The 13,302-nt window shown below is 68.9% G+C and carries 9 protein-coding genes and 1 rRNA gene; 3 read left to right on the forward strand and 7 right to left on the reverse strand.

The window, feature by feature from the left end; all coding sequences use genetic code 11:
• Window positions 1-116 (forward strand): 5S ribosomal RNA (rrf, locus tag ACTWPW_RS50375).
• A gap of 1,369 nt (window positions 117-1,485) precedes the next feature.
• Here the strand turns inward: rrf and ACTWPW_RS50380 are convergent.
• Both ACTWPW_RS50380 and ACTWPW_RS50385 read right to left on the reverse strand, forming a co-directional pair.
• On the reverse strand, window positions 1,486-2,394 hold the full coding sequence (locus ACTWPW_RS50380) for a TIGR04222 domain-containing membrane protein (RefSeq protein ID WP_443173057.1): 909 nt from the start codon (window positions 2,392-2,394) through the stop codon (window positions 1,486-1,488).
• A 407-nt stretch (window positions 2,395-2,801) separates the two neighbouring features.
• The gene (locus tag ACTWPW_RS50385; protein ID WP_443173058.1) at window positions 2,802-3,566 is read right to left on the reverse strand and encodes a PhzF family phenazine biosynthesis protein; all 765 of its coding nucleotides are present in this window, start codon (window positions 3,564-3,566) and stop codon (window positions 2,802-2,804) included.
• A gap of 168 nt (window positions 3,567-3,734) precedes the next feature.
• Here ACTWPW_RS50385 and ACTWPW_RS50390 point away from each other — a divergent pair, with 168 nt between their 5' ends.
• Entirely contained in the window at window positions 3,735-4,118 is a 384-nt protein-coding gene (locus tag ACTWPW_RS50390; RefSeq protein ID WP_043633494.1) for a cell division protein SepF, read from the forward strand.
• A gap of 322 nt (window positions 4,119-4,440) precedes the next feature.
• Here the strand turns inward: ACTWPW_RS50390 and ACTWPW_RS50395 are convergent, their stop codons facing one another.
• From ACTWPW_RS50395 to ACTWPW_RS50415, 5 genes are all read right to left on the reverse strand, one after another.
• Window positions 4,441-5,775 (reverse strand): hypothetical protein, encoded by a 1,335-nt coding sequence (locus ACTWPW_RS50395; RefSeq protein WP_443173059.1) that lies wholly within the window; start codon window positions 5,773-5,775, stop codon window positions 4,441-4,443.
• Between the two features lie 120 nt (window positions 5,776-5,895).
• The gene (argS, locus tag ACTWPW_RS50400; RefSeq protein ID WP_443173060.1) at window positions 5,896-7,623 is read right to left on the reverse strand and encodes an arginine--tRNA ligase; all 1,728 of its coding nucleotides are present in this window, start codon (window positions 7,621-7,623) and stop codon (window positions 5,896-5,898) included.
• A complete protein-coding gene (locus tag ACTWPW_RS50405) occupies window positions 7,620-9,935 on the reverse strand; it encodes an HAD-IC family P-type ATPase (RefSeq protein ID WP_443173061.1) in 2,316 nt (771 codons plus the stop codon). The genes argS and ACTWPW_RS50405 overlap by 4 nt, the downstream gene beginning before the upstream one ends.
• A 40-nt stretch (window positions 9,936-9,975) precedes the next feature.
• Window positions 9,976-10,995, reverse strand: a complete 1,020-nt coding sequence (plsX, locus tag ACTWPW_RS50410; RefSeq protein WP_443173062.1) for a phosphate acyltransferase PlsX — start codon at window positions 10,993-10,995, stop codon at window positions 9,976-9,978.
• A gap of 152 nt (window positions 10,996-11,147) precedes the next feature.
• A complete protein-coding gene (locus ACTWPW_RS50415; protein ID WP_375118731.1) occupies window positions 11,148-11,705 on the reverse strand; it encodes a DUF1707 SHOCT-like domain-containing protein in 558 nt (185 codons plus the stop codon).
• 177 nt (window positions 11,706-11,882) lie between these two features.
• On the opposite strand from ACTWPW_RS50415, the gene ACTWPW_RS50420 reads away from it, so the two are divergent.
• Window positions 11,883-13,199 carry a KamA family radical SAM protein gene (locus ACTWPW_RS50420; protein WP_375118732.1) on the forward strand — a complete coding sequence of 439 codons (1,317 nt, stop codon included), beginning with the start codon at window positions 11,883-11,885 and terminating at the stop codon, window positions 13,197-13,199.
• Window positions 13,200-13,302 lie beyond the last annotated feature (103 nt).

Below are 13,302 nucleotides of genomic sequence, written 5' to 3' on the forward strand. Positions count from 1 at the left end.
ACGGCGGTTATGGCGGGAAGGAAACACCCGGTTACATTCCGAACCCGGAAGTTAAGCTTCTCAGCGCCGATGGTACTGCACTCGGGAGGGTGTGGGAGAGTAGGTCACCGCCGGACAATCTTTTGGGAGGGCCCCGACGCCAACGCGTCGGGGCCCTTTCTGCGTTTGTAGAGCTTTACGCTTCCCGAGTGGAGGCCTTCTGGCCTTCTGGCCTTCTGGCTGTCGGCTGGGCTGTCAGGTGGGTGCTTGATGTCTTTTCGCTGTTCGGTAGGTCCGTGGGAAGCAGCACCGGGGCGAGAGGCTTCGGCATGATCCGGGGCTGCGTGTCCGGGAGTGGGCTCGGGACCCTGGCCTTCGTGATGGCTTTGGTAACGGCTGCGTGGCCGAGTTCAGTGGTGGGCGGCTTCGAATTGCTCGGTGTCCTACGATTGCGTGGTCGTTCGCGTGGTGAAAGACGTGGGTGCGTCGTAGCGTAGGCGCGGATGTTGCAGCTGGCCTCGATTCACCAGGCGAATTTGCACAGCCGGATATGGCCCCCGCGCCGGCTGGTTCGGTCGACGAAGGTTCTCCTGGCCCGTGGCTTGAGGACTTGGTGATTAGTGGGTGGGCGTCCTTGGGTGTCTGTGTCGCCCGGTCCATCGTGCGGGGGATGAGGTCGATGCGGTAGCCGACATCGACTCCGGCCGGTGCCAGGTCTCGCCCTGGCCGGTTCGGGTGCCCGAGGGCTCGCGTCCGGCATCGAGAGCATGGTCTCGACTTCGCCTCCGCCGGTCTCGGAGATCCCACGTGGGTCCTGGAGCCCGTGCGCTGCGGCAGGCGTCACGCGGTCTCGGAAACTCGACCCGGTTCGATGACCACAGAGGGCTCACGGGGTCAGCGCTCTTGCGGGCTGACGAGCTTCCCGCTCACCGTTGCGGTCTGTGCGTCAGGGTCCACGATCACAGAGTTGATGTCCGGCGGCCGGTACTCGCGTATGGGGCCCTGGCTCTGGGTGCCGTCGGCAACCTCGGTGGGGCCGTACGACTGCTGCGCGACCCTGTGGCCCGAGTGCGCACGCCCACCACGATGCGCGGCGACAGCGCTTTGGATCGGCATCCTGGTCGTGGGCGTGCCTACGCCAGCTGGTGCCGGCGTCGCGCTGCGGCGGCAGTTGTGGCGGCGTGAACCGTGCAGGATGACAAAGACTTGCTCGCGGACGAAGGTGCGGGCGAGCGTGCGAACGAGCGCGCGCTCGGAGGTGCGGACGGGGCTTGGTGGCGGTGGTTACCACGGCGCCCTGGCTGGCCTGTCGGTGCTGGCGGTCAGCGGTGCTGTGATCGGTGTCCGTGCTGCCACGGCTGTACTTGGCCTGGAATCGGAAGCCCCATTGGGTGAGGACTGACGATGGGGCTACAGCTGCCGGGGTCACGCTGATTCTCCGAGTCGGGCGGCTCCCGGGGCACGGTCATTTCGGTGGACGTTTGTGGTCACCGCATGTGTACGGGGTCAGTCCCCGCCACCGCATCCCCCGCCACAGCCCCCTCCGCATCCCCCTCCGACTGTGGAAGTGCCGCTGCTGTCGCTGCCGCCGGACCAGGAGCCCGCGTCGGACCGGCGGCTGCCGTGCGATTTCTCGGGCTGGGGTGGAGGGGCTATGAGCTCGACGAACACGACGGGATCGCTGATCTTGCCCAGTCCGTGCAATGCCAGCGGCATGGCGATCGCGTCGGTGTCGGAGTCGTACGTCCGCCTGCGTAATGCCTTCTTCAGGTGGCGGCGTCCCTCGCGAGAGTAACGGATGTAGGGATCCGTGGCGTAGAGGGTTCTGGCCGCGAGGGCGATGACCCAGCAGGCGACGAACCCCACCAGGCCGGGCATCATCGCCTGCGGCGTGCCTGTCACCAGCATCGTGATCCCGGTAACCACGATGCCGAGCGGCGCGAGGACGCGGATTACGGCGAGCGCGCTGTTGCACTGGCGCAACGTTACGGTGGGGGAGTAGCCCAGGATCAACAAGCCCCGGTCGGCCAGTCGCGACTCGACCTCGGCGACCTCCTCGCTCTTGGCCAGAGCCTCTCTGATCTTGTACGCCGTCCGGTCTTCCGCTCGTCGGCGCAGCATCTTGAACACCCTTTGTTCCAGGGGATGCTCGGCGGGCGCCATTCCGGACACGCGGTGGAGTGTGCTGCCCCGGGAGACACGGATGCGGCCCTGCTCGGCCAGTAACCCGATCGCGGTGTCGGCCACGCGCGAGGGACCGCCAACCAGGTGGGCGATCTCGTAGTAGTCCGGTTCGGTGTCCTCCTGCTCGCGCGCTTTGCGCCGGAATTCGGCCTGTGTCCGCTCTCCGACCACGACTGCGGCGATGACGACCGCTCCCAGAACCGCCGCCAAGATGATCAGGACAACCGCCACCTCCACCTCCCCGGACTCTCAGTTGGACCCGCAAGGCGGACATACCGGTTTCTACCCGGTGGGGCCGCGGTGGAAATCGAGGTTCGTGGAATCTTCTCAGCGTGCGTGATGAAGATCTGGCAGGAAGGTGTCCCGGCCGCCTGTGCGGATGCACATGGCGGCGGAGGGGGCGAGGGGAGCTGTGCGGATGCACATGGCGGTGGGGATAGTGCGTGCGGACGCACATGGCGGCGGGACGGTGGCGAGCGTGTGCGTCGAGGCGTTCAGGGGTGCAGGAGGTCGGCTCGCCGGCTCAGCGCGAACGTCGGCATTGCCTCACGGCAAGCAGGCACCGCGCCGTACGCTGCGAAGCGGGTGTCGCCGTTGCGGCGATCAGCGACTGGCTGAACGTCTACTGAAGCGCGCCCCTAGATGTGCAGCGTGCCGGACATGACGGTCACCGCTTGCCCGGCCAGGTGGACGCGGTCGCCGGCGTGGGTGACGTGGACGAGGCCGCCTCGGGCCGAGAGTTGGGCGCCCACGAGGGACTCTCTGCCCAGACGCGCCGACCAGTACGGGGACAGCGCGCAGTGGGCCGAGCCCGTGACCGGGTCCTCCGGTACGCCTACGTTCGGGGCGAAGAAGCGGGAGACGAAGTCGGTCTCCTTGCCCGGTGCCGTGACGATGACGCCTCGCGCGTCCACGGCGGCCAGGGCGGCGATGTCGGGGGTCAGCGATCGTACCGTTGCCTCTGACTCCACCTCGACCAGCAGGTCGAGGTGGCTTTTACCGACTCGCACCGGTGTGACCCCGAGTGCTTTCTCCAGGCCGGTCGGAACCGGGGCCGGGGTCACCACCTTGGCCGGGAAATCCATTGTGATCATGTCGTCGGCGCGCCGATTCACGGTAAGCGTCCCGCTGGCCGTGCTGAATTCCAGCTGGCCCGTCGCCGCACCGGTCGAATAGAGCACATGGGCGGTCGCGAGAGTGGCATGCCCACAGAGCGTAACCTCTACCGCCGGAGTGAACCAGCGCAGCGAATCCCCGAGCAGGAAGGCGGTCTCGGAGAGGTTCATCTCGTTGGCTACGCTCTGCATCCATCGGTCAGAAACCGGAGAGTCCAGCAGGCAGACCGCTGCGGGATTACCCTTGAAAGCTGTGCCGGTGAAGGCGTCGACGGTGAAGAGGCGCATGTGGCCGATGGTATACGGGGGTCGGATATCCAGCTGCAAGCAGGCTGCAAGCCGTACAAAATGGAATTAGGGCTGGGCGTGTCGCGTGGCGAATGCGGAATCGTCGGTTACCGTCCAATGTGTAGGGACGTGCCGATTACGGTGAGTTCCTGAGGAAAGGACAAGCCGATGGGGGCAGTGCGCAAGGTGGTGAGCTACCTTGGCCTGAGCGGGGTCGATCACTACGACGAGGGCTATGACGACGACGAGCACTACGAGGACGAGTACGTCCCCGCGACCGAGCGGGCCGCCCGGCGGTGGCGCGCGAACGTCGACTCGTCGCGGATCGTGATGGTTCAGCCGCTCAAGTACAACGACGCACCGTTGATCGGTCAGCATTTCCGTGACGGGCAGACGGTGATCATGGACGTCACGGGCATGTCGATGTCCGAGGCGACCAGGATGGTGGACTTCGCCGCCGGCCTGGCTTTCGGGTGTGAGGGGCGGATCGAGCGCATCGCCGAGCGCGTCTTCCTGCTCGCGCCGGCTCACGTGGAGATCGAGACCACCTAGGCCAGCCCCGTTCCGAGCGCGGATCTTCGGGCGGGGCCGGCCAGGGGAGGGCTCGGGCTTCGTGAGATCGTGCTTGTGGTGGGCGGTTTGATGGGTTTTATCGGAATGGCCGCCTCTGTGTCGTGCCCAGAAAGCGGCCTTCCGGTCCGGGGAGCCTTACCCCCGCGTCCGGTCTGCGGAGCCTTCCTCCTGTCCTGCCAGGGGGCTTTTCTCCCGTCCCGTCCTGGGGGAAGCGGCTTAGCCCAGGACGGCTTATCCCGTCCGGAGTGGTGTTCCCCCCAAGGAGTGGTGTTCCCCCTGAGGTTCTGTCTCTGAGGTTCCGTCAGTGGGCGGCGCGGGGGCCGCGGCGGATCAGGCGGGTCAGCTCGGCTGCGTCCTCGGCGGCCTGCTTCGCGCGCGCGTCTGACTCGCGGGCGTACGCGTGTAGCGCCCAGACTGCTCCCTCGGCCAGCTCCTTCAGCTCGCTGACCTGGCCGGCCACGTAGCGGGCGTCGGCCTCGACGAGCTTGCGGCGCTGCCAGAGCTGCCAGCCGGCCAGGCCGATCATGGCCACGGCGGCCGCGGCGAGCAGGCGGGTGGCGAAGGCCGCGCCGATGAAGCAGGCGACGCCCGCGACGATCAGCACCATGGCGGCCCACGGGCGGGCGCGCGGCACCACGCCCTCGGTGACGATCGACTCCTCGGCCGCGGCCAGCGAAGCCTGGTCGGGACCCTCCGGGTGCAGAAGGATGCGGTGGCCGAGCAGCGGCACCGTCAGCGTGGCAGGCGGCTCCAGGCGGCTGTCGGCCTCGAGCTCCTCGGCCACGCCCCGCAGGATCGGCGCCGCCACGTGCAGCGCGATCGCGGCCAGGTGCGGGTCGGCGCCGGGGCGCAGGTCGTCGAGCAGGTAGGAGCTCAGCAAGGCCATCGGCCCGGCGCTGCCGCCCTGGCCGATGAGCGCGCGCAGGACGGCGAGCGGCTCGTCCTCGGCCCAGCTCGCGGCGGGGCTGGCCGAGGCGTTGTCGAGCGGGGTGGCGGTGTCGTGCTCGGTCTGCCGGGCCGAGGTGATCTCCGCACATCGTCCGCGTAGCCGGGCCAGGCGGGCGGCGGCCACGGCGGGCCGGGCCAGCTCGGGGATCTCCGCCATCTCCGGGAAGTCCACCAGCGACGGCGGCACGACCACGGCGGGCTCGCCGGGCGCGATCGCCTGCACCCACTGACGAGGGTCGGCGTGCTCCTGGACGGCCAGCGCGTCGAGTTTGCGCAGCACGAAGATCTTGCCGGCGGGGCCGTACGCCCCCCGGGCGGCGGCCAGCCAGAGCGAGCGCTGGCCGTGGGAGACCGGGCGGTCGAGCGACAGCTCGCCGAAGGCGGTGCCGAGCCAGGAGGCGTGGATGCGGCTGCCCTGCCCGGACACCGCCAGCGCCAGGCAGAGGAAGAGCGCGGTCTGCTGCTGGTCTCTGCCGGCGGCCCTGCTCAGCGGTTCGAGCGGGTCTTCGCCCGCGAGGATGGCGACCAGCGCTTCGACGGCCGGGGGCAGCCAGTAGCCGGGTACGTCGCGAAAGCTCGGTGCGGCCGGAGGCGCGGTGCCCTTGGCGGCGAGGTGCGCCAGCAGCGCTTCGGCATAGCGATGCAACTCGGTCGCTGCTGGGGGGCTCGCAGTCAGGTCCGTGCTCAAGGCAGAGAACTCCCCCAAATCGGCCTCAGTTCATGACCGCGTAAAGCCTAACCGTTGGGGCGCGCCAACCCGGTGGAGGCGCGCCCACGACGGAACGGGAGACTTTGAGTCAACTGCCTGTTACATGCGCTCGGGGACAGGGACGCCTAGAAGGTCGAGGCCGGTTTCCAGCACGCGCAACGTCAGCGCGCACAGGGCCAGCCGGTGGGCTCGGGTCTCGGGGTCGACACCCTCCTTGACCACCGGGCACTCCTCGTAGAACGTGCTCAGCAGGCTCGCCGTCTGGAAGAGGAACGCGCACAACCGGTGCGGCTCGGAGTCGGCGGTGACCTGCGAGACGAGCTCGCCGAAGCCCAGCAGATGGAGGCCCAACGCGCGCTCGGCCGGTGCCGCGAGCACGATGGGGGCCGTCGCCTCGGCCGGTGCGATGCCCGCCCTACGGAAGATCGAGCGGATGCGGGCCGTCGCGTATTGCATGTAGGGGCCGGTGTTACCGGTCGTGGCCACCATGCGGTCGAGATCGAAGACGTATTCGCTGTCGTGGCTGACCGACAGGTCGGCGTATTTCACGGCGGCCATGCCGACGGCGTGGGCGATCTCCCGCCGGGTTGCCTCGTCGTAACCCCGCTCCTCGATCAGCTTGCCGGCGCGGTCGATGGCCTCCTGGAGCAGGTCCATCAGCTTGACCGACTCGCCGGAGCGGGTCTTGAACCGGCGGCCGTCCTTGCCCAGCATCATGCCGATCCGCACGTGCTCGGCCTTGACCGTGTCGGGCAGCCAGCCCGCCAGCCGCGCCGCCGAGAACACCATCTGGAAGTGCAGCGCCTGCTCGTTGCCCACGACGTAGAGGATGCGGTCGGACTTGAGGTCGTTGACGCGGTAGCGGATGGCGGCCATGTCGGTGGTGGCGTAGCCGTAGCCGCCGTCGCTCTTCCTGATGATGAGCGGCAGCGGCCTGTCGTCGGAGCCGGTGAAGCCGGGCGGGAACACGCAGAGCGCGCCGTCGCTGATCTCCGCCGTCCCGGACGCCTCCAGGTCGTCGCAGGTCTTCTGGAGCATCGGGTTGTACATGCTCTCGCCGGCGATGTCGGCGTCGGTCAGCGTGACGCCGAGCAGGTCGTAGACCTTGTTGAAGAAGCGCACGGTGGCGTCCATGAACACGTGCCACAGCCGCAGCGTCTCGGGGTCGCCCGACTGCAGGGTGCTCACCCGCACCCGCGCACGGGTCTTGAACTCCTCGTCGTTGTCGAACTTGGCCCGCGCCGCCTGGTAGAACTCGGTGCCCTGGCCGGCCTCGAGCTGCTTGACCGCGGCCTCCTCGCCCATGTCGAGCAGGTGCTCGACGAGCATGCCGAACGGCGTGCCCCAGTCGCCCAGGTGGTTCTGCCGGATGACGGTGTTGCCGAGGTGCTCGTGCAGGCGCGCCAGCGAGTCGCCCACGATCGTGGTGCGCAGGTGGCCGACGTGCATCTCCTTGGCCGCGTTGGGCGCGGAGTAGTCGATCACCACGGTCTGCGACGGCGTGATCGTGCCGACGCCGAGCCGCGGGTCGGCCAGCATCTGGCGGGCCTCGGACTCGATCCACGAGTCGGCGAGGGTGATGTTGAGGAAGCCGGGGCCGCTGACCTCGACCGTGCCGGGGAAGTCGGACAGCTCCGCCCTGATGGCCTCGGCGACCTCCCGCGGGGACCGTCGCAGGCGCTTGGCCAGGCTCATCGCGACGTTCGCCTGGAAGTCGGCGAACTGGGAGGGCCGGATCAGCGGATCTGCGTCGGCGTGCTCGGAGCCGAACGCGCGGGCCAGCGCCTGCTGGACGCGCTCGGTGAGCACTATCTGCGGGTCGGTCATGTTCTAAGGGTACCGGCGACCTTGACCGCCACGCTTGTCATAAGGGCCGCCAAGATCGAGATGCCGACGGCGGTCAGGTCGTTGCCGAGGTTGCCGGGTTCGAGGGCGAAGAACTCCCTGATGAAGGGCAGCGTCAGGCCGATCGCGAACAGCACCGCCATGGATCCGACCAGCGCCGCCCGCCACCAGGTCAGCGGCCTGGCGATGAGCACGAGCACCCACCACGTGGTGAGGAAGAGCGTGATCACGGCGGCCGTCTGGTTCTCCAGCAGCGTGGCGGCGCTCTTGTGCGCGGCCCAGAACGACAGCAGCACCGCCGCCGCGCACAGCACCCCGGCGGGTACGGCGAAGCGCAGCACCCGGGGCACGAACCCGGGCTTGGCTCGCTCAAGGGTCGGGGCCAGCGCGAGGAAGAACGCCGGGATGCCGATGACCAGGGCGTTGGTCAGGGTCGAGTGGCGCGGCGCGAACGGGAACGCCACCCCGGCCACCCCGACGAGCAGCGACAGCACGATCGCGTAGAAGGTCTTGGTGAGGAACAGGTTGGAGACCCGTTCGATGTTGGCCAGCACCCGCCTGCCCTCGCCCACGACGTGCGGCAGCGTGGCGAACTTGTCGTCGAGCAGCACCACCTGCGCGACGGCCTTGGTGGCGGGGCTGCCCGCGCCCATCGCGATGCCCAGGTCGGCGTCCTTCAGCGCGAGCACGTCGTTGACGCCGTCACCGGTCATGGCCACGGTGTGGCCGCGGGCCTGCAGCGCGGTGACGAACTCCCGCTTCTGCCGCGGGGTCACCCGGCCGAAGACGGTGTGGGTGTCCAGCAGCTCGCCGAGCGCGGCGGGGTCGTCGTGCGGCAGCGTCCTGGCGTCGATCGAGCGCTCGCCGCCGGGGATGTCGAGGCTCGTCGCGATGGCCGAGACCGCCACCGGGTTGTCGCCGGAGATGACTTTGACCGTCACGCCCTGCTTGGCGAAGTACCGCAGGGTCTCGTGGGCGTCGGGCCTGATGCGCTGTTTGAGGGTGATGAGCGCTACGGGCTCGACGGCCGCCTCGCCGCGTTCCGTCCCGGCCAGGCTGTCGGTACGGCACAGCGCCAGCACGCGCGTGCCCGTGGCGGCCAGCTCGGCGGCCCTGTCGTAGGTGTCGCCGGTGTGCAGCAGCACGTCCGGCGCGCCGAGCACCCAGGCGCCGTGCTCGCCGAAGTCGGCGCCGCTCCACTTGCGGGCCGAGGAGAACGGCACGGTGGAGCGGGCGGTCCAGCCGTCGGGGGCGGCGGGGTAGCGGACCCTGACGGCCTCGGCGGTGGCGTTCGGGTGGCCGTCGACGTTGGCCAGCGCGGCCAGGGCCTCCTCGACCGGCTCGCCGTCGCGTACGGGGAGGACCTGGTCCAGGTCCATGCCGCCGGCGGTGAGCGTGCCCGTCTTGTCCAGGCAGAGCACGTCCACCCTGGCCAGGCCCTCGATCGCGGGCAGCTCCTGGACGAGGCACTTGCGCCGGCCCAGGCGTACGACGCCGACCGCGAACGCGATCGAGGTCATCAGCACCAGGCCCTCGGGGATCATGGTGACGATGCCGGCGACCGCGCCGGTGATGGCGGTGCGCAGGTCGGCCGAGTTGTGCAGCTGGCTGTAGATCAGCAGGGCGCCGATCGGGATGACCAGCCAGGTGATGTACTTGATGAAGTTCGCCACGCCCGCGCGCAGCTCGGAGTGGGCGAGGTGGAACTTGCTGGCCTCCTCGGCGAGCTGCACGGCGTACGCGTCGGTGCCCACCTTTGTGGACACGAACGCCCCCGAGCCCGCCACCGCGAAGCTGCCCGACAGGACCCGGTCGCCCGGGTGCTTGCGCACGGGGTCGGCCTCGCCGGTCAGCAGCGACTCGTCCACCTCGAGCCCGTCGGAGTCGATCACCTCGCCGTCGACCAGCAGGCGGTCGCCGGGGCCGAGCAGGATGAGGTCGCCCAGGACCACGTCGCGGGGGTGGATCTCGCGCTCCCCGCCGTCGCGGCGCACGCGTACGGGAGCCTCGTTGATCACCGCGAGCTTGTCGAGCGTGCGCTTGGCCCGCAGCTCCTGGATGATGCCGATCAGCGCGTTGGCCACGATGACCAGCCCGAACAGGCTGTCCTGCCACGCGCCGAAGACCAGGATCAGCGCCCACAGCACGCCGATGACCAGGTTGAAGAGGGTGAACACGTTCGCCCTGACGATCGCGCTCAGCGACCTGCTCGACCGGCGCGGGACGTGGTTCGCCTTCGCGACCGCCGCCTGAGCCGAGGTGAGGCCATGCGCCATCGAGGTGAGCCCGTCCACATAACCCCCCGTATCTGTGGATCGGTCACACCCTAAGGGGTCACCACAATCTGTGGGAGCGACTTTGGGAGGTCATCCGGTCGCCGATCGCGGGCACGACACCGGCCGCCGACAGGTCCGCGGCGAGCCGGCAGGCGGCGCTGATCCCCTGTGCCCTGGAGGCGCCGTGAGCGATGACGACTGTGCCGTTCAGGCCGAGCAGCACGGCTCCTCCGTGCGCCTCGGCGTCGAGGCGGCGGCGCAGGTCGCGGATGCGCGATCGCTGCATGACGGCGCCCAGCCGGGCCAGCCTGCTGTCGCTGATCGTCTCCCTGAGCTCGGCGAACGCGTAGCGGACCGCTCCTTCCATGGTCTTCAGCGCCACGTTGCCGGTGAAGCCGTCGGTGGTGATCACGTCGACCTTGCCGGTCAGCAGGTCGTGGCCCTCGACGTTGCCGGCGAAGTTCAGGCCGGGGGAGCCCTGCAGCAGCTCGTGGGCCCGTTTGACGAGCTTGTTGCCCTTCTCGGCCTCGCTGCCGATCGTGAGCAGGCCGACCCTGGGGTCCTGGATGTCGTGGGCGAGCTCGGCGTACGTGGCTCCGAGGTGTGCGAACTGCACCAGCATCTCCGGCTTGACCTCGGCGTTGGCGCCGGCGTCCAGGAGCACGGCGGGGGTCGGCAGGGTGGGGAGGGCGACGGCGATGGCCGGTCTGAGCACGCCCTGCTGGCCCTTGAGGCGCAGCCTGCCGGTGGCCACGATGCCCGCCGTGGAGCCCGCGGACACGACGGCCGCGGCGTCGCCCCGGCGTACGAGGTGGCAGGCGACCGCGATGCTGGAGCGGGGCCGGCGCAGGCTGGCCAGCGCGCCCTCGTCCATGGACAGCGCCTCCTCGGCGCGTACGATCGGCACCTCCTTGGTGGCGTCGTGGTCGGCGAGCGCTTCGTAGAGGACGCGTGGCGAGCCGACGAGCACGACGGCCAGGCCGCGCTCGCGCACGGCGTGCACCGCCCCGGCCACGATCTCGTGGGGTGCGTGGTCCCCGCCCATGGCGTCGAGCGCGATGGGCCTGCTGTCGGACAATGATCACCTCGTACGGCATCGAGCCCGCCGTCACGGCTTCGGCCGGAACGCGGGCTCGGTATGTCCGCATCGCAGGCAAGGCAGGTGCCAGGTTAACCGGCGGGTAGGCCCTGTTGGTTCCCCTGAGAGCACGTTCCAGTCCTGGCCACGCCCTAGTGCAGGTTCCAGTCGTCCTTTCCGCGGCTGACGATCACCTTGGAGAACATCGAGGAGCCGGTGAGCCTGATCAGCGGCCCGTCGCCCGTGGAGCCGCCTGTCACGTTGCGCTTGCCGAAGGTCGAGCTGCCCTCGTCGATCACGTGGGCGTTCTCGGGGACGCGGACGATCAACTTGCTGAACCGGGCGCTCGTCTGGATCGTGATCTCGCGCCCAGGCAGCACGGCGTCCGACAGGTCTATGATGAGCGCCCCGAACCTGGCCGACAACGTGGTGTGCCGGGAAGCCACCCAGCGTCCCTTGCGGACGACCTTGCTGAACTTGGAGCTGATCACCTGCTGCTCGACGGCGGCGGGCGCACTGGACGCGGACACCTCGGGAAGGTCCCGGGTGATGGGGACGAGCTCGCCGAGCGTCTTGGCCGTGTAGGCGACCTCGAGGCGGTCGGCGTGCTCGACGCTGGTGAGTCTTCCTGTGGCGAGTGCCTCGCCGAGCACCGCGGCCACGCGGTCGCGGTCGGCGTCTGAGGCGCGCAGGTCGGGGTCATCGGTCACGATAAGTCAGTCTATGCCCCTACGCGATATGTCGCGAGTGTCCCGAACCTCAAGGAAAACTTGGAGCCCAGCGGAACCGGTGACGCCGGTAAGCGCGTCCGGGTATTAAGAACCGTAGACGCGCGACAGGGTCGTGAGGTTTACACCCGATCGAACAAAAAAGATGGGAAAGGCCTAGTGATCTTGAACCAAGCAGGCACCCGACGCTTCCGGGCGTACACGTCCAAGCACCTCGACCAGCTCCTGCAGCGTGCGGGGCTGGGGGACGACGAGCGGCTCAAGGTCCGCGCCGTCGCCACGGTGCTGCCCTTTCGGACGAACGCCTACGTCGTGGATGAACTCATAGATTGGTCGGCTGCCCCCGACGACCCCATATACCGGCTCGTCTTCCCGCAGGCGGACATGCTGCCCGCGGCCGACGTCGCCCGCCTGGCCGACCTGCTGAAGGCCGAGGCGCCCAACACCGAGATCCAGGCCGAGGCCAACCGCGTACGCGCACAGCTCAACCCGCATCCCGCAGGCCAGAAGGAGCTCAACGTCCCGAAGATGGGGGATGAGCCGGTTCCTGGCATGCAGCACAAATATTCGGAAACCGTGCTCTTCTTCCCCAAGCAGGGGCAGACTTGCCACGCCTACTGCACCTACTGCTTCAGGTGGGCGCAGTTCGTCGGTGACGCGGACCTGAAGTTCGCCTCGGACGACATCGACCAGCTGGTGAGCTACATCCGCCAGCACCCCGAGGTCACCAGCGTGCTGATCACGGGTGGCGATGCGATGATCATGGGCGAGCCGGTGATCAGGCGATATATCGACCCGTTGATCGAGATCGAGCAGCTCGAATCCATCAGGATCGGCACCAAGGCGCTGGCCTACTGGCCGCAGCGCTTCACCACGGACCCCGACGCCGACGACACGTTGCGCCTTTTCGAAAAGGTGGTGGGCGCGGGGAAGAACCTCGCGTTCATGGCCCACTTCTCACATCTGCGCGAGCTGGAATCGCCGCTGGTCGGGTCGGCGGTCGAGCGCATCCTCGGCAGCGGGGCCACGATCAGGACCCAGGCTCCGCTGATCAGGTCCATCAACGACGACCCGGACGTGTGGTCGGCCATGTGGCGGCGTCAGCTCAGGATGGGGATGATTCCCTATTACATGTTCGTGGAGCGCGACACCGGGCCTCAGGACTACTTCGCGGTGCCGCTGGCACGGGCGTACGAGATCTTCAGGGACGCGTACGCGACCGTGTCGGGGCTCTGCCGCACGGTCCGCGGGCCGTCGATGTCGGCCACGCCGGGCAAGGTGTGCGTCGACGGCGTCATGGAAATCGCCGGGGAGCAGGTCTTCGTGCTCCACTTCATCCAGGCCCGCGACCCATCGCTGGTGGGGCGGCCGTTCTTCGCTCGTTACGACCCGTCCGCGGTGTGGCTGACGGATCTGCGTCCCGCCTTCGCCGACCGTTTTCCGTTCGAACCCGCGGAAGCTCTCCTGCCCATCTGATCGGCCGCGCGCGTCCACCGCGACCGGCGAAAACCGGCGCCCCCGGCCCGTGACATTTGTTTTCACGACCCTTTGTTCACGGGCCGCCGGGGCGCCCTCCGCG

The sequence above is a fragment of the Nonomuraea sp. KM90 genome (assembly GCF_052246675.1).
GTDB lineage: Bacteria > Actinomycetota > Actinomycetes > Streptosporangiales > Streptosporangiaceae > Nonomuraea.